Below are 16,043 nucleotides of genomic sequence, written 5' to 3'. Positions count from 1 at the left end.
CACGTCGCCTTGGGGGCCGGCGTACAAGTCGCTGTGGTCCTGTGCCTGGCGGTGGCCCTGGTACACGTACTCCTGGTATTCCTGCAGGTGGCACCGCCCAATCCCATCTCCCGGCAGTACAGCCGGCAGGTCAACACCTGGGTCTTCCCGTTGTTCGAACAGAACTGGCGACTCTTCGCCCCGGACCCGGAGTCGGTCAACCGGCAGATTTGGGCGAGGACCATGCACACCGCCCCGGACGGCACCTCCCAGGTCAGCGGATGGTTCGACCTGACCGCTGTCGACACATCCGCAGTGAAACACGACCCCTTCCCGAGCCACACAGCGCAGAACATGCTGCGCCGGGCCTGGGCTTCCTATCTCGAAACGCACAGCGGCGACGATCATCCGCACTCGCAGCGCGCGTTGATGATCCAGCACTACCTGCGCAACATCGCCGCGGATCGCGTCGCCGCCCATCGCCACGGCGCATTCGAGTCCATCCAACTGCGGGTGATCACCCTGCCCATCGCCGCGCCGCCCGCGGCGGGCGGCCCCCGTCCCGGCGTGGCCCCACCGAGGCCCGCGGACACCCGATACCTGCCCTGGTGGAAGGTGGCCCCCCATGCAACAGGCTGAGCAGACATCGATCGCGGCGGCCCCGCCGTCGCGGCCCGGACACGGCACCGGGCGGGTGAGCGCACACGCGCCGCTGCACATGCCAGCCCGTATCGCTACGCTCCTCACCCTTCTGCTGGAGCAGCCGATCTCCCTGTACGCCGCGGCGGTTCTGCGCATCGGGTACGGGTTCCTCTACTTCGCCTTCCTGCTGCGCGAGTTTCCCCACCGCGACGAGATCTGGGGTCCCGGCTCACCGTGGACGCCGGCACTGGCCAGGCAACTCTTCGACCAGACCGGGTGGGCCAGCATCCTCACGCTGTCCGACAGCCGGGCCTACTTCGAGGTCTGCTACACAGCAGCCCTCGTCACCTCCGCACTGTTCATGCTGGGCTGGCGGACCAGAGCGGTGTCCGTGCTGTTCACGGTCGTAGTGGCGTCGTTCCACGCCAGGGCCATCTTCATGACGGACGGAGGGGACAACCTCATCCTCCTCATGGCCCTCTACCTCGTGTTCACCGCATGCGGCCGGCGCTGGTCCCTCGACGCGCGCAGGACCCGGCTTCGAGCATCCACCGACAAGACTGCCCGGCTTCCGCTGGACCAGACATCCGGCGAGCTGCGACGCCACCTACGCGACGCGCGCCTGACGGTGATCACCGTGCTGCACAACTGCGGCATGCTCGTCATCGCCGCCCAGGTCTGCTTCCTCTACGGATCCGCGGGCCTGTACAAGGTGCAGGGCACCTCCTGGGGCAACGGCACCGCCCTCCATTACGCCCTGAATCTCGACCTGTTCCAGCCCTGGCCCGAGCTCTCCCTCATGGCGGACGAACACGACGTACTGATCGCCATCGCCTGCTATCTGACGGTGCTGTTGCAGGTGGCCTTCCCGTTCGTCCTGTTCGGCAGGCTCAAGTACCCCGTCCTGACGATGCTGTTGGGCATGCACCTGGGGATCGCACTGTTCCTGGGCCTGCCACTCTTCTCCGGCGCGATGATCGTCGCGGACGCCGTGTTCCTTCCGGACCGCTTCTACCGGTATCTCGGACAGCTGTGGCAGGGCACCACCCAGCGGACGGACTTCCGGGAGGCGGGGACTGCGCCCCCCGGAGAAGCTGCACTGGTGCCTCCGCAGTCGGGACCGGTCGGCTGAGACCCGATACTTCTGCGCGACGGCCGGAGTTCCGCCCTCGCAAACTGGGTGGCGATCCCATCGCGCACTGAGTGGTCGCCGTCGTCCGGCACTGCCTCGCCGGTCGGCCGCATCCCGCATATGGTCACGCGTCGGGGGCGACTCGCTGATGGACGACATGAACGGTGCCGGGAACAGGGGGACTGTGAGCAGGAGACGCTACGTTGCCAGGGGCATGCCGGGTGGTTACCGGATCTGGGACAACCCAGGACGTCGATGGCGGGGCGATCTACGCGTTGTGTCCTGACGATCTCCTGGGCCGAACTTGCGGACATGCGTGAACGCCTGCGGACCATCAGCACAGGTGAGAGCCACACGAGCCCAAGGCAGAGCCCCCGCCCAAGCGCGAACTCCGCGCCGGCCGCAGCCGGGCCCCGCTGGAAACCGGCGTTCGGTGATCCCGGGCGGGTTCAGGCGTGCGGGTCGGCCGGGAGGTGAAGGCGGGGCCTGGTGGTCGGTTCTGTGGCGGGGGTCGCCGTGCGGTGGCGGTCGCCCCCGGTACTGCCGGGGTCAGGTGTTCCTGGTCCTCCGGCGGCGCACGGCGGTGTATCCGACGGCGGCGAGGACTGTCGCGCTGCCGCCGGCGACTGCGGCAACGGTGCCGGTGCGGCTGAAGGTACCGGCCGCCTGCTCGCAGTACTGGTCGCTGTCGTCCTTGACCGCGATGGTCAGGTGACCCCGGTTGCCGATCGCTTCGGACTTCTCGTGCTGCCCGGCGATGTCGACCGGGTAGCTTCCCGGCCCGATGTCGCAGCTGATGGTGCCGTTGCCCTCCCCGAAGCCGTTCTTCCGCATCCCCACGGTCACGTCCTTGGCAAGCACCGGAGACTTCACGGTGAAGCTGCCGTTGGCGTCCGCGGCCAGGGAGGTCAGGTCGGCGTCGGACGTGACCACGACGGGCGCACCCTGCTGAAGGGGGCCGCCTGCGGTGCTGTTGCTGTCGTTTCCACGGATGCTGATGCTCAGGCCCGGACCGTCCGCCGCCGAGGCTGTCTGAGAGCCCGTGAGGCCGATGATGGTCGCGGTGAGAGCGGTCGCTGCAGTGCGCAGGTACATCGCGCGTACCTCGCCTTCCTGAGCAGATCACTGCCGACCTTGATCCAGACCTGCCTCTCATGTGCGTCTCTCACCTAGTGGGACGAGGCCGGACTGGGCGTGCCATTGGCGTGCCGGATCCTGCGGGGAACCACGGTGAAAAGCGGGGGCCGGCCACCAGTGTGGCCAAGGCTCCAACACCACTCCACCGCAGGTCAACGCGACGACCGCCGCCAGAAGGCCCAAGCATTCCAAGCTGAGAGCGCGAGTTCGATTCTCGTCACCCGCTCCATGCGAAACCCGGCCCGGGCCCCAGATGCCGAACGGCGGAGGTTGCCGCTCCGGCGTGTCCCACCACACTGCCGTTGAAGCTGATGGTACGTCAGGTAACAGGCTCAGTGGCTGATCGGTTCGTGGGAGGACCAGAAGGGGTCGGTCACGTTGGGGCGCGGCACGTCCTTGCCGTAGTAGCTGTGTCCGCGTGTCTGGGTCGCCGGCGCCCTGACCCCGGACGTGCGGACGCAGGCGGTCTGCACGTCGAGGAAGAACTGCCCTTCCCCGCCGACGACGAGGCCGGTGCGCAGCAGGCCGTCACCGGTCTCGGCGTATATCTCGGGCAACTCCTTGTCGGAAACGACCTTGGTGATCTTCAGCCCCGTCTTCTTCCAGTACCGCTCGATGACGCCGAGGAGAGCCCCGCGCCGCTCCGCGGACACCTTCGTCATGACGACCGCGCGGCGGGTGACGTCCCCGTATTCGTCCGAGCCGCCGCAACTGCCGTGGTCCGAGGCGTCATGCGTCCAGTCGAGCGGGGGCCGGACCGTGCTGAAGGTCCGGTACACCAACGCGTCGGCCTTCTCCGCCGCCTCCTGCATGTCCACCTTCGCGTTCCCCTTCACACCCCCATCGCTCCCGCCGCAGCCGGTTACGGCCACGATGCCCAGTGCGATACCGGCCAGGTGAGCGGTGAGCCTTTTCATCGGGGGTCTTCCGTCGTGACGATGTCTGACCTGCCGGCGACGATCTTGGCGATATTGTTCGCCGCGGAGTGATTTCTGTCGGGATCGAAATATCCGGAGTGGGCAGGCGTCGGCCCCTCACCCGAGAGATAGAGCGGCAGCGGCCCGTCCCCGGATTCTATACGGACGGCACCGAACTCCTTGCTGACCGGGTCCCGGCCGAACCAGCGCTGGTCGTCCATATAGCTGTCCACCGCCTGCACCGGGCCCAGGAGGCTTTCCTTCCCGGGCAACCAGGAAACCGGATCGTTCCCAGCCGAAGCAGAAAAAACATGGCCCTTGCCGACATTCAGTTCGTCGGCCCGCTGAGCCCCGGTTCCTGGGCTGCCCAGCAGGACGATGTCGTCGGCGCCGGGAATGCCGCCGTGCTGACGTGTCGCCGTGCCGACCACGAGGGAACCGTAGGAGTGCCCGATTGCAGTGACATGGGGGTCCTTGTGCACATTGGTCGCCTCTATGCCCTCCATGAAACTGCGGTACTCCGGGGCACCTTTTTCCGCGTTCGCGGTGGACGCCACCTCGTGAGCCCTGGCGCGTCGTATCCGAGCCAAACGATGGAGGCCGTTGAGTGGTCGTACTTGCGCGCGCCCTTGGCGGTCTGGAACGCCCTGCGGACCGTGTCGTCCGCGAAATCCCCGTCCAGTGCGGTGCCGAGGCCGGGGACGTATGCGGAGACGTTCTTGGCGGTGTCGGGGTTTCCGTAGCTGACGATTGCCCGCCCGTTCCCCTCGTCCCCAATGCCCAGAAGGAACATGGGCGGGTTGCTGACCGTGTCGAGTTTGGCCTGGATTCCCTTCATGCCGTCGAGCTGGGCCTTGGACAGATCGTCGTGCCGTCCTTCGAGCTTCGCCATGAGGAACTTCAGGTTCTCCCGGTTGGCGTCGTCGCGGGCCGTTGCCGGTATGCCGTCGAGGCTGCCGATCAGTCCGGGGAAAGCCGTCAGGTATTCGTCGCGCTCATCTGCCGTCAGGTGGTCCCACCAGTCCTTGCGTTCCGCCGGTGCCTTGTACAGCGGAAGCTTGTCCTTGATGTAGGGGAGTGCTGAGGCGCCGACCGAGTCGACGTCGGACGCGATGTCCGCCCACGTCTTGGTGTCCACGGTCAGGCCGGGAGCGGCCCTCAGTTTCGCCAGAGCTCCGGAATACCGGTCATCGGCACCCCGGGCGCGCAGCACGGCGAACGAGATGCGGTTGGCTATCTCCCGAGCTTTGGCGTAGTGCGGGTTCGGGACTTTGACCTTCCCGTCGGCATCGCCCGGGCCGGGCTGGTACAGCCGGTGTTTTCCCGGGGACGGAGCCGCGCTCCCCGGCGTGAAGTGTCCGTCCTCGCCGTAGACCGTGCCGCCCGGATACTCCTCCCCGGTCTGCTCGTTCCTGCCGTCGGCCGGGTAGGTGACACCGCCGTTGCCGTCGACCGCGTAGCCGAGTGCCGCGGCGTCGTCCAGCGCTTGGGTCAGGGCCTTGCGCTGGGCGGTCAGCTCCGCCGCCAGACCGTCGAGCGTGCCTCGGACGAGACCGCACTCGGCGTGGATGTAGTGGTAGTTGTCCTCCAGCCGCTTGAGGCGCTTGACCGCGGCCTGCGCGGCTTCGCTCTCCTGGGTCTTGCCGAGGGGGCCGCTCATCCGGCCCTCGATCCGTTCGCGAGCGGAGTCCGCGTGCCGAGAGGCGGCACCCCACCCGTCGGCCGCGTGGCCGAGTGTTTCCGGCTTGAGGTCCTTGAGCTGCTGCCAGGTCAGCGTCGACGCCACGGTCAGTCCCTCCCTGAACCGGACACGTGCACGGCGCCGACCTTGGTGCTCACCGCTTGGTCCACTTCACCCATGTCCACGGCCACCTGGCGCAGTTTGGGCCCCAGGGTGCTGCACTCGTCGCGGACCGCGCCCAGTCGCTTCTCCCACGAGGCGAGAACTGCCTTGATCGTGGCCAGACTTGCCAGGCCCCCGAGGGCCATGTCGTCATGGGCGAGGCGCAGGTCCGCCTTGGACTTGACCGTGCTGGTGTGCAGATCGTCGGCCACGGTCGCGGCCCGCGTCCAGGGGCCGTGCGTGTGCCGAAGCCGCCCGGTGCCGCTTCCCCCGCCGGCTCCGCTGCCGGAACCACCGATGTCGGCCGGAACCTGATTGAGCTGCATGCGTGTTCCATGCCGCTCGGCAGCCGCCGTCTTGAGCTGCTCCCACTCCTCCCACGCCACGCGTGGCCCCCCTTCTGCCGGTCGTTGTGGCCCGGAGGATGGTAGACGCCCGTTGTGCAGGTCCCATCCGTGATCCACCCCAGCCGTCCTGGGTACGCGTACTCAGGACACGGGGGTGCGCGGCGGCCGAGAGAGCTGAGAGAGCTGACCGAACCGGTCCTCACCGTCCCTCGAACCCCGGCCCCCTGCGCTCCACGAACGCCCGCAGGCCCTCCCGGGCGTCCTCGGCCGGCATGTTGATCTCCTGTTGCCGCCTCCGCCTCCGCCTCCGCCTCCGCCTCCGCCGCCTCCTCCGCCGCCTCCTCCTCCGCCTCCGCCGCGAAGGCGGTCGTGTGATCGCTGTCTACGGACGCGTTCAGCAGTTGCTTGGTCAGGGCGAGGGCCGGGTGGGGCCGGAGGCCAGCCGGGTCGCCCACCGTACGGGGCCTGGCGGGCGACCAGTAAGCAGAGCTGATCAAGCCTCCTGCCTGCGGGTTCTCCGCTGGTGGGGGCTTTTTCGTGGGCTGGGCTGCGGGGGTGGTGATCTCGGCGGGTGTGCGGGCCCGGTTCCGGAGCGGGCGGGGCGGCAGGGCGACCGGGTGAACCTCTGCACCCGGCCCGACGTGGCGGGTGCTCAGCGGGTACCTCGCATCACGCAATCACCGCACATTCGCATGGAACCAGGAAAGGACCGCACACGTGCGCAAGACAGTCGTCTGGGCCGCCGCGCTGGCGGCAGCCGTCACCTCTCTCGCCTCCCCGGCGGTTGCCGCCCAACGCCCCCCGGACCGTGATCGCCCCTGCGAGATCTCCGGCAGGTCGAATGAGCAGGACTGCCTCCTGCAGTTCGAACTCCGGCCCGTACAGGAGGACTCCATTCCCGGGACGACGGGCAGGGTGACGATCCAGAGTCTGGACGCGTTTCAGGGTGGGCGCGCCATCGGATTCGTGACCGGCATGATGTCGAGATTCGACTCAGGAGCCGGCGAAGGCGTCTACACCCTGCGGCTGTCCAGCGGCCAGGGGCAGGTGGGCGTTCAGTTCGCTCAGCCGGGTGACTCCCAGCAGACCACCCCCCTCATGGTCACGGGTGGCAGCGGGGTCTTCGAGTGCGCCACGGGCTCCGGGACCGCGGAGGGGGGTGGCAACAACTCCCCCATCCTCGTCAGCCTGCACCTCAGGTTCTTGTGCGGTTCTCACTGAAGTGCGCGTCACGCCTCGGCGGCCCCGGGCGGTAGCGAGCCCTGGGGCTGCCGAAGTGCCCGCAAGGGCTCCGGGAGGCTGCCTGGCCGGCTCCCGGCGCCATCTCGATCACTCGGCCGGCGATGTCGTGCCACACCGATGACGGCACCCGTGACGGTGCCGATGACCGACACCACCTCCACCGCTACAGGCTGGGGAACCCACGGCCACAGGGGCAGGCCGAGTATTCACTCGGCCTGCCCCTGTGGCGCCCGGCTGCCGGGGCCCGGTGGATGGCGCCGGGCCTTTTGCGGGCTCCGCGTCAGGTGCCGGCGGGGACCAGTGTGTTCTCGGTGCCGAGGGCGTCGGAGGTGGTGTCGGTGTACATGGTGGTCTCGCCGTCGGACCAGCGAACGACCAGGTCGTCGTTGAGGTTGCTGGAGGTGTAGTTGCCGGCCGTCAGGACCGAGGCGTGTGTCCACAGGCCGTTGGGGCCGCGTATACGGGTCTTGGCGCCGAGCCCCGCTGACGAGGTGGCGACGTAGGTGTCGAGTTCGCCGTCCGGCTGGCGTGCGAGGACGTCCCAGTTGGTGTGGTGGCTGAAGTCGCCGGTGGTCAGCAGGGTGGCGTTCTTCCAGTCGGAGTTCGGCGCCGCCAGGCGGTGCCTGGTGCCGAAGGTGCCGGCGCCGACGTTGGTGTGGAGGGTCAGTTCGCCGCTGGTCCAGCGGACCAGCAGGTCCGTGACGTACTTGCCGTTGTGGAACTGTCCGGCCGAGATCTGGACGGCGTTCTTCCAGTCGGAGCCGGGGGGCGCCAGCTGGATCTCCTTGCTTATGCCGGAGGGGCTGACGTCCGGGTAGAGGCTGACCTTGCCGCTGGGCCAGCGCACCACGAGGTCGAACAGGTCGGTGCCGGCGAAGTCGCCGCCGGTGATGGTCGCGGCCTGTGTCCAGGTGGAGTTGGGCGGCCGCAGCCGCGTCTCGGTCAGGTATCCGCCCTTGCCGTCACCGGGGTACAGGGTGACCTCGCCGTCGGACCAGACCACGATCATGTCGCTGAGGTGGTCGCCCGTGTAGTCGCCGGAGGTCAGCAGCCTCGCGTGCTGCCAAATTCCCGCTCCGTTGGGCAGCTTCGCCTGGATGCCCTGGTACGGGGGCAGGTCACCCGGCGGGTCCTGGTCGGCGACGGCGTTGGCGAGGAGGTTGGCGGCGTCGGTGCCGAACGCCGGTGCGTAGCTGATGTAGTCGACGTTCGCGTCGTTGCCGCCGCCGTTGTAGCCGCCGAGGTTGCCGATGACATGGCCGGTGCCCGCGTCGTCCTGGTAGTCGGTGATCCACGGACTGCCGGAGACACCGCCGTAGTAGCCGCCGCACGTCATGGACATCTGGCGGTAGCCGGACAGCTGGGTGGTCGGGACGGTGCACTTGATGGCCTGCCCGGCGTCATTGCCGTGCTTGCGCGCCGGGTAGCCCACGACGGTGACGCTCTTGTTGCTGTAGCCGGCCGGCTGAGTGAAGGTCAGCCCGCCTCCCACGGCGTCCTGGAGCTGCTGCCCGCGCTGGTTGGCCGAGACGCGCGCGAAGGCGGTGTCCAGGTCGGACCAGGCCTTCTTGGTCGTCGAGGCGCCCTGGTCGGGCACGTAGCGCGGGTCGATGAAGACGCGCTGGATGTGGAAGATGCCGTACGGCTGCTGGTCGGGGCCCGCGCCCTTGAGGAACTTCGGCACGAAGATGTAGTTGTTCCTGATGCCCAGCCCGCAGTGTCCCGCGGTGAGGATCACGTTCCGGGCCGGGGTGTCGAGCACGCTGCCGGTGCACGTCCAGTCGGCGCCGTTCGGGCCGCTGGAGCCGAAGAACGTCCCTACGAGCCGGGTCCCCCCGAACAGGGTGCCCTTGGCAACACCCGCCACCGCGGTCGCGCCCTGTTTCGGACCGGACGGTTCCGCCCGGGGGCCGTCCAACGGCCTTGCGCCCGCCATGCGTTGAGCGGTCCAGTACTCGGCGGCCTTCCGCGCCTCCTGCCCCGCGGCGGGGGAAGGGGCGGCGGAGGGAGCGGCCGCGGGGGGAGTGGGCGAGGGGGAGGACGGACGCGGTGACGGCGGCGCGGCCCACGCGGCCGGAACCGTGGCACCGAGCACGGCCGCGCACAGGGCGGCGACGACCGTCAAACGTCTGCGATACGAGAACAATTCCACTCCAGTGACAGCGCGACGGCCCACGCCAACGCGCCGGACGGCAGCAAACCAGGCGATCTTCGCACGAACGCACGAATAGAAGCGAGTGAGTTGAGCATCCCCGGAGCTGATTCGTCGACTTTCGGTCAACTCCGCCGTTCGACGGAGAGCGGCTTGGCCGACTCGGTCGTGGACCGGCCTGCGGCGCGGCGACCGCTGCCCCGGTGTCGCGGTGCCCCCGGTATCACGGTGCCTCGGTGTCGCGGTGCCGGGGTTCGTCCTGATGGCCCAGCATGCGCGCGGCCCGGGGGCCGCCTAACGTGGAAGGACAAGCCGCCGGCGTGTGAGGAATCCGTTCTCAGCGGGTCACGCGTGTCGGCTCTTCGTGGACCGGAAGGCTGCCTGAACATGCCCACTACGTCGGACACCCCCGTTCTCGACACACTCGCCGCCATGACCGTCGACTCGATCGAACGCTGTGGCCTCGACGAGCGCACGCTGATCCTCACCCGCATCGCCGCGCTGGCGGCCATGGACGCACCGCCCGTCTCCTACCTCGCCCACGTCGGTCCCGCCATGCAGGCGAACCTGACCGTCGAGCAGGTACAGGACGTGCTCGTGGCTGTCGCCCCGGTCGTGGGGACGGCCCGCGTGATGGCCGCGGCCGGCCACATCACCCAGGCGCTCGGCTTCACCATCGCCCTGGCGGACGCCGAGGCGCAGGCAATGGCCGATGCCGAGGCCCAGGCCGGGAGCGGCAGCAAGGGCTGATCCGGCCCGGCCCCGTCGCCGGCGGTCACGGAAGAGGGCCCCCTCCCCGCGGGAGATCCGCGGAGAGGGGGCCCTTCTGCTGCGTCGCGTGGCCGTGGAGTGTCGCCCGGGTGTCAGTGCGGGTTGTCAGCGCGGGGTGTCAGTGGCGGTCGCCGTGACGGTCGTCCCGGCGGTCGTCCCGGCGGTCGTCCCCGGGGACGTCGCGCCGGTCGTCGCGCCGGTCGTCGTCGCGGTAGTCACGGCGTTCGCCGCCCCAGGTGACGGTGTCGACGAGGCGGCCGTGTTCGTCGCGGAGGGTGGCTGTGTCGTGGCGGTTCCAGATCACGTCGCGGCGGTCCTGGAACAGGTCGGTGCGGGTGTCGCGGCCGTAGCCGGTGTGGACGCGGACGGTGGCGCGGCCGTCCAGGCGGTAGTGGTGGAAGGTGTAGGTGTGGCCGTCCCGGTCGGACAGCGTCCAGCCGTTCAGGTTCACATCGCGCCAGGAGCTGTTGGTGAGGGCCACCCACTGCTGGTTGAGGACGCGCACGGAACGGTCCTGGCGGCGGTTCTCCCGGCCAGGGGAGTCGTACCGCACGTTGCTGATCTCCACTCGCGGGTGGAACCGGCGGTCGTGGTCGGCAGCCGACGCCGGCAGCGCCACCGAGCCGACCAGGGCGCCCGCGGCGAGCGCGGCGGCGGCCAGACGACGGGTGGTCACAGAAGCGGAAACGGACACAGGTCCCCCTGCATGGTGTGGGCACGCCCCGTGCCGGCCTCCGGGCCGGGCACGGGAGGTGCGGTGTACGAGTGCGGCCGGGCGGCCGCACATCCACACCCTGCACTCTGATTCGTCCTGTTAAGGCGATACGTGCTCTGTGTTACGAGTCGTCCATTTATCCGTGACAGTAAGGTGCAATGTTCATCTATTGCCTGAACGTTTCGGTTCGGTGGAGCGACAGGGATGCGCGGCCCCGGGCGGCGGCCGCGTCACCTGAAAGTGGGTAACGGGGTCCGGCGGGTCGGTCGGGCGGACAGCGACGGTCTCGCGCGGTGCCTGCCGGGCCCCGGGCCCGTCCGCCCTGCACGCACGCATGCGAAGGGCCCCGGTCGTCGCCGTCGCGCGCCCGGGGCCCTTCAGTGTTGTACGGGAGTGCCGGCCTCGGGTGCCGTCAGCCGCACTGGCAGGGGCCGCCCGATTGGCACCCGCAGCCGCAGCCCGAGCCGCAGCCGCAGGCGCCGACGAGTGGAAGGCTCCTGATCTCGGCGGGCTGCTCGGTCTCGCGTTCCTGCGTGGGGTCGGGCGTGGTGCTGGGGGATTCGGCCATGGGTCCCTCCTCGGGGCTGGTGCCTTTGCTCATTCCATGCCCGCTGCACTGGGCGCATCAACGGCGCACAGTGGCTCACGCGCGCCCCGGCCCTCGGTCTTCGCGCCTGTTCAGGCGCCGTCCACGCCCGTCACCGGCTGGATGTCCTGCTGGAGCTCGTCCGCATGCTCGCCCGTCACCAGGTACACCACCCGCTTCGCCACCGCCACCGCGTGGTCGGCGTAGCGCTCGTAGTAGCGGCCGAGCAGGGTGACGTCGACGGCCGTCTCGATGCCGTGCTTCCAGCGGTCGTCGATCAGGTGCTGGAAGAGGGTGCGGTGCAGGAGGTCCATCTCGTCGTCGTCCTGCTCCAGCTGGAGGGCGAGGTCGACGTCCTTGGTCACGATCACCTCGGCCGCCTTGGCCATCAGGCGCTGCGCGAGCTGGCCCATCTCCAGGATGGTGGCGTGCAGGTCCTGCGGGACCGCACGCGCGGGGAAACGGAGCCGGGCGAGCTTGGCGACGTGCTGGGCGAGGTCGCCGGAGCGCTCCAGGTCGGCGGACATACGCAGCGAGGTGACGACGATACGGAGGTCCGTCGCCACCGGCTGCTGCCTGGCCAGCAGGGCTATGGCCCGCGCCTCGAGATCGTGCTGCAGCTCGTCGACCTTCTGGTCGGCCTCGATCACGCTCTCGGCCAGCTTCAGATCGGCGTCCAGGATGGCGGTCGTGGCGCGCCCGATCGCCGAGCCGACCAGCCGGGCCATCTCCACCAGTCCGTCGCCGATCGAGTCCAGTTCCTCGTGGTACGCGTCCCGCATCAGGGTTCCCTCTCGTGCGTCTTCGTTCGGGGGTTCGAGTTCGGTAAGGCTTTCCGCCAGGGATTTCGGTCGGTGTTCTCGGTGTTCTCGGTGTTCTCGGTGTTTCGGTGTCTGGCGTTCTCGGCCAGGATTTCGGCCAGGGGTTTCGGGCCCGGACCGTGGCGGAGCCGGCGGTGTGAACCCCACGCTCCCACGCTCCGGCCCTTACGCGTCCGTTTCCGTCACCCCAAATGAACCAATCCTGGCTCCAAGGTGAACTCTGGGCGACGAGTGTTCGAGCTCGCACCACGACGGCTGTGGTCATGTCGTACCCCATGCCTAACCTGGATGCATGGACGTGAACGCGGCGGTCGCCGCAGCGGCAGCGATCGCCGGAGTGCTCACCGGCGTCATCGCCATGCTGGCGTTCCGGTTCAGCGAGCGGGAACAGAAGCGCCCGACGCGGACGTCCCTGCACACCGACCCCGTCCTCCCGCCGGGCGTGGACACCGTCCTGTCCGTCCTGCGCTCCTCCGCCGTCGTCCTCGACGAGGCCGACGCCGTGGTCAAGGCCAGCTCCGCCGCGTACGCCCTCGGGCTGGTCCGCGGCGGCAAGCTCTCCGTGGAGCCCATGCTCCAGATGGCCCGGGACACCCGGCGGGACGGGGAGATACGGCAGGTCGAACTGGACCTGCCCCGGCGCGGTACCGGGCGCGGCGAGGCCCTGGCCGTCTCCGCGCGCGTCGCGCCACTGGGCTCGCGGCTGGTGCTGCTGCTCGTGGAGGACCTGACCGAGGCCCGCCGGATCGAAGCCGTACGACGCGACTTCGTGGCGAACGTGAGCCACGAGCTGAAGACACCGGTCGGCGCGCTCTCCCTCCTCTCCGAGGCCGTCATGGACGCCTCCGACGACCCGGAGGCGGTGGAGCGCTTCGCCGGACGGATGCAGATCGAGGCGACCCGGCTCACCAGCCTGGTGCAGGAGCTCATCGACCTGTCCCGGGTGCAGAACGACGACCCCCTGGAGGACGCCGAGCCCGTCCGCGTCGACGAACTGGTCGCCGAGGCCATCGACCGCTGCCGCCACCAGGCCGGAACCAAGCAGATCACGATGGCCACGAACATCTGGACGCCCGAGGGACCCGATCAGGGCGGTGGCGGGCGACGGGCGGGAGGTCCCGCCGACCTCCATGTGTGGGGCAACCGCGGCCAGCTCGCCGCCGCCCTCGGAAACCTCGTCGAGAACGCCGTCAACTACTCCCCGCCCCGCACCCGTGTCGGCATCGCCGCGCGCCGGATCACCGCCCCCGGCGGGGACCTGATCGAGATCGCCGTCACCGACCAGGGCATCGGCATCTCCGACAAGGACAAGGAGCGCATCTTCGAGCGCTTCTACCGCGTCGACCCGGCCCGCTCACGTGCCACGGGCGGCACCGGCCTGGGTCTCGCGATCGTGAAGCACGTGGTCGCCTCGCACGGCGGGGAGATCACGGTGTGGAGCGCCGAGGGACAGGGCTCCACCTTCACCCTTCGGCTGCCGGAGGCGGGTGCGGCCCGCGAGGCCCGTGACGCCCGTGACGCCCGAGACGCCCGTGACCGTGCCCAGCAGCACCCCGACCTCGACGACGAGGCCGGGCAACCCCCCACCGCATCATCCCCGTACGAATCGCTTCCCGCCCCGGAGGTCCTTCCGTGACCCGAGTGCTCGTCGTCGAGGACGAGGAGTCCTTCTCCGACGCCCTGTCGTACATGCTCCGCAAGGAGGGCTTCGAGGTCGCTGTCGCGGCCACCGGGCCCGACGGACTCGACGAGTTCGAGCGCAACGGCGCCGACCTCGTCCTCCTCGACCTGATGCTGCCGGGTCTGCCCGGTACGGAGGTGTGCCGCCAGCTGCGCGGCCGTTCCAACGTCCCCGTGATCATGGTGACCGCCAAGGACAGCGAGATCGACAAGGTCGTCGGCCTGGAAATAGGGGCCGACGACTACGTCACCAAGCCCTTCTCCTCCCGCGAGCTGGTCGCCCGCATCCGCGCGGTGCTGCGCCGCCGCGGCGAGCCGGAGGAGGTCACCCCCGCGGCGCTGGAGGCCGGCCCGGTCCGCATGGACGTCGACCGGCACGTCGTGACGGTCTCCGGCTCCAAGGTCGACCTTCCCCTCAAGGAGTTCGACCTGCTGGAGATGCTCCTGCGCAACGCCGGCCGCGTGCTGACCCGTATGCAGCTCATCGACCGAGTCTGGGGCGCCGACTACGTGGGCGACACCAAGACCCTGGACGTCCACGTCAAGCGGCTGCGCGCCAAGATCGAGCCGGACCCGGGGGCGCCGCGGTATCTGGTGACGGTCCGGGGACTGGGGTACAAGTTCGAGCCGTAGGCCGCGTGCCGGGCGCCGGCCGGTGGTCGGTGAGAAGGACGGCGGCCCGTCCGCGGCCGACGGCATCGGCTGCACGCGCAGGGGCGGCACCTCTCGACGAGAGGTGCCGCCCCTATGCGTACGCGGGTGTCAGTGACCGGCCGCCGACTGGGACGCCGAGTCGCTCGGGACCGGGGCCGTGGCGGTGCCCGTGCGGGTCGCCGACGGCGAGCCGGACGGCGTCCTGGACGGCGACTTCGACTTCGACGGCTTGCCGGAGGCGGAGGCCGGCCTGGACGGGTTTGCCGAGGCCTTGCCGCCCGGCGCCGCAGGGACGTTGCTCGGACCCCACTTGTCGAAGTAGCTCGTGGCCGGGACGACGAAGGCCCGCAGGCTCACGTCACCGGTCTTGCTGAAGGTGAAGGTGATCTGCTGCGCGTTGCCGTTCTGCACGGCCACACCGGCGTTCGACAGCACGGCGGAGGCGTTGCCCTTGCCGCCGATGACGATGGAGCCGCCGGCCGGGACGGTCAGCTTGCCCTTGCCCGTGGCGGGCGAGAGCTGGGCGTTGCCGTCACCCGTGACGCGGATGGAGTCCAGCGTCTGGTCGGTGGTGCCGTTGTTGAAGAGCGTCGCGGAGATCACGGCCGGGCCCTTGGACTGCGGGTCGGGCTGGCTGATGACCGTGGCGTTCTGGACCTTGATGTCACCGACGGCGGTGGCCGCGTTGTCCGGCTTGATCTGGAGCGTCTGGGCGTTGCTGCCGGCGCCGCACGCGGCGAGCGAGGCGATCGAGAACGCGATGGCGGCGGCGGCGAGGGCGCCGCGTCGAAGGCTGCTGCTCACGGCGGCGGCAACTCCTTGAACGTGGGCGGAGCAGGACGGCCTCCCTGTAAAGCCGCCCTAAGGTCTGTCAGCGGCCTTAGGTTACCGAGCCGTTCCCACGGCTCCGCACCCGACCCGCCCCTATCGGGCCCGGGGCACCCGCAGACCCCTCTGCCAGGGGTGTCACCGCGCTCGCAATGTGACCCCCGAGTCACATTGGCCGCACCGTCGTCCGCCATTCACATAAGCGTCCTCTGACATACCCCGGCAACCGCTCTCGGCGATTTCGGTGACGGAATGCGTGGCGGGCCGGGAATTGATCACCGGGTGCCCGGCCGGCGGGTTGTGCCGTGACCGTGATCAATTCCGGATTCGGCCCGGACGTGACTGAAGCTCACCGAACGGAGTAGCGGAAGTCGAGCACTTGGAACCGGACAAATCGGGATGTTCGGCCGTTTGGGCGGGCCGCCGGATGTGTGTAACGTACGCGTTTCACCCTGTGCGGAGAGCCCCTCCCACCTGCGAATACCCGCTTCCCCTTGGCCCGCGCGACCCTTCCGAAGCACGTTCCTGTTGCTGTTGTCAAGCCCCGAGATATGCCCTGACCTGCGAAAACGCCATTCAGAAGACGCCGTATCCGTG

At 69.4% G+C, this 16,043-nt stretch carries 14 protein-coding genes and 1 pseudogene; 6 read left to right on the top strand and 9 right to left on the bottom strand.

Annotated elements, in window-relative coordinates; all coding sequences use genetic code 11:
- Positions 1-33: 33 nt before the first annotated feature.
- Both ACH4UM_RS20780 and ACH4UM_RS20775 read left to right on the top strand, forming a co-directional pair.
- Positions 34-618: a DUF5819 family protein gene (locus ACH4UM_RS20780; RefSeq protein ID WP_398181139.1), complete on the top strand. Its 585-nt coding sequence runs from the start codon at positions 34-36 to the stop codon at positions 616-618.
- Positions 619-697: 79 nt separating this feature from the next.
- Positions 698-1,753 carry an HTTM domain-containing protein gene (locus ACH4UM_RS20775; RefSeq protein WP_398181429.1) on the top strand — a complete coding sequence of 352 codons (1,056 nt, stop codon included), beginning with the start codon at positions 698-700 and terminating at the stop codon, positions 1,751-1,753.
- Between the two features lie 549 nt (positions 1,754-2,302).
- On the opposite strand, the gene ACH4UM_RS20770 is transcribed toward ACH4UM_RS20775, so the two are convergent.
- The 4 genes and pseudogenes from ACH4UM_RS20770 to ACH4UM_RS20755 all read right to left on the bottom strand — a co-directional run bounded on the left by ACH4UM_RS20770 (position 2,303) and on the right by ACH4UM_RS20755 (position 6,036).
- Complete coding sequence (locus tag ACH4UM_RS20770; protein ID WP_398181136.1) at positions 2,303-2,848, bottom strand: hypothetical protein; 546 nt, start codon at positions 2,846-2,848, stop codon at positions 2,303-2,305.
- Positions 2,849-3,222: 374 nt separating this feature from the next.
- On the bottom strand, positions 3,223-3,807 hold the full coding sequence (locus ACH4UM_RS20765) for a hypothetical protein (protein ID WP_398181133.1): 585 nt from the start codon (positions 3,805-3,807) through the stop codon (positions 3,223-3,225).
- Positions 3,804-4,600: pseudogene (locus ACH4UM_RS20760) on the bottom strand (alpha/beta hydrolase). Before ACH4UM_RS20760 ends, ACH4UM_RS20765 begins: the two are co-directional and overlap by 4 nt.
- Positions 4,601-5,595: 995 nt before the next feature.
- Positions 5,596-6,036, bottom strand: a complete 441-nt coding sequence (locus ACH4UM_RS20755) for an amino acid ABC transporter permease (RefSeq protein WP_398181131.1) — start codon at positions 6,034-6,036, stop codon at positions 5,596-5,598.
- Between the two features lie 678 nt (positions 6,037-6,714).
- Here ACH4UM_RS20755 and ACH4UM_RS20750 point away from each other — a divergent pair.
- Positions 6,715-7,218: a hypothetical protein gene (locus ACH4UM_RS20750; protein WP_398181129.1), complete on the top strand. Its 504-nt coding sequence runs from the start codon at positions 6,715-6,717 to the stop codon at positions 7,216-7,218.
- A gap of 301 nt (positions 7,219-7,519) precedes the next feature.
- Here ACH4UM_RS20750 and ACH4UM_RS20745 read toward each other — a convergent pair whose 3' ends face one another.
- Positions 7,520-9,364 (bottom strand): trypsin-like serine peptidase, encoded by a 1,845-nt coding sequence (locus ACH4UM_RS20745; RefSeq protein WP_398181127.1) that lies wholly within the window; start codon positions 9,362-9,364, stop codon positions 7,520-7,522.
- A 414-nt stretch (positions 9,365-9,778) separates the two neighbouring features.
- On the opposite strand from ACH4UM_RS20745, the gene ACH4UM_RS20740 reads away from it, so the two are divergent.
- Positions 9,779-10,141, top strand: a complete 363-nt coding sequence (locus tag ACH4UM_RS20740) for a carboxymuconolactone decarboxylase family protein (RefSeq protein ID WP_398181124.1) — start codon at positions 9,779-9,781, stop codon at positions 10,139-10,141.
- Positions 10,142-10,280: 139 nt separating this feature from the next.
- Here the strand turns inward: ACH4UM_RS20740 and ACH4UM_RS20735 are convergent, their stop codons facing one another.
- The 3 genes from ACH4UM_RS20735 to phoU all read right to left on the bottom strand — a co-directional run bounded on the left by ACH4UM_RS20735 (position 10,281) and on the right by phoU (position 12,245).
- Complete coding sequence (locus ACH4UM_RS20735) at positions 10,281-10,838, bottom strand: lamin tail domain-containing protein (protein ID WP_398181121.1); 558 nt, start codon at positions 10,836-10,838, stop codon at positions 10,281-10,283.
- 451 nt (positions 10,839-11,289) lie between these two features.
- Positions 11,290-11,445, bottom strand: coding sequence for a hypothetical protein (locus ACH4UM_RS20730; RefSeq protein ID WP_190017446.1), 156 nt, complete (start codon positions 11,443-11,445; stop codon positions 11,290-11,292).
- A 110-nt stretch (positions 11,446-11,555) separates the two neighbouring features.
- A complete protein-coding gene (gene phoU / locus ACH4UM_RS20725; protein ID WP_398181118.1) occupies positions 11,556-12,245 on the bottom strand; it encodes a phosphate signaling complex protein PhoU in 690 nt (229 codons plus the stop codon).
- A gap of 331 nt (positions 12,246-12,576) precedes the next feature.
- Here phoU and ACH4UM_RS20720 point away from each other — a divergent pair, with 331 nt between their 5' ends.
- Together ACH4UM_RS20720 and ACH4UM_RS20715 are read left to right on the top strand one after the other, a co-directional pair.
- The gene (locus ACH4UM_RS20720) at positions 12,577-13,920 is read left to right on the top strand and encodes a sensor histidine kinase (protein ID WP_398181115.1); all 1,344 of its coding nucleotides are present in this window, start codon (positions 12,577-12,579) and stop codon (positions 13,918-13,920) included.
- Complete coding sequence (locus tag ACH4UM_RS20715) at positions 13,917-14,597, top strand: response regulator transcription factor (protein ID WP_010358452.1); 681 nt, start codon at positions 13,917-13,919, stop codon at positions 14,595-14,597. The genes ACH4UM_RS20720 and ACH4UM_RS20715 overlap by 4 nt, the downstream gene beginning before the upstream one ends.
- Positions 14,598-14,726: 129 nt before the next feature.
- On the opposite strand, the gene ACH4UM_RS20710 is transcribed toward ACH4UM_RS20715, so the two are convergent.
- The gene (locus tag ACH4UM_RS20710) at positions 14,727-15,422 is read right to left on the bottom strand and encodes a DUF461 domain-containing protein (protein ID WP_398181112.1); all 696 of its coding nucleotides are present in this window, start codon (positions 15,420-15,422) and stop codon (positions 14,727-14,729) included.
- Positions 15,423-16,043: the final 621 nt, after the last annotated feature.

It is taken from the genome of Streptomyces sp. NPDC020801, from assembly GCF_044334385.1.
Taxonomy (GTDB): Bacteria; Actinomycetota; Actinomycetes; order Streptomycetales; family Streptomycetaceae; genus Streptomyces.
This window is presented reverse-complemented; position numbering and strand designations above follow the sequence as displayed.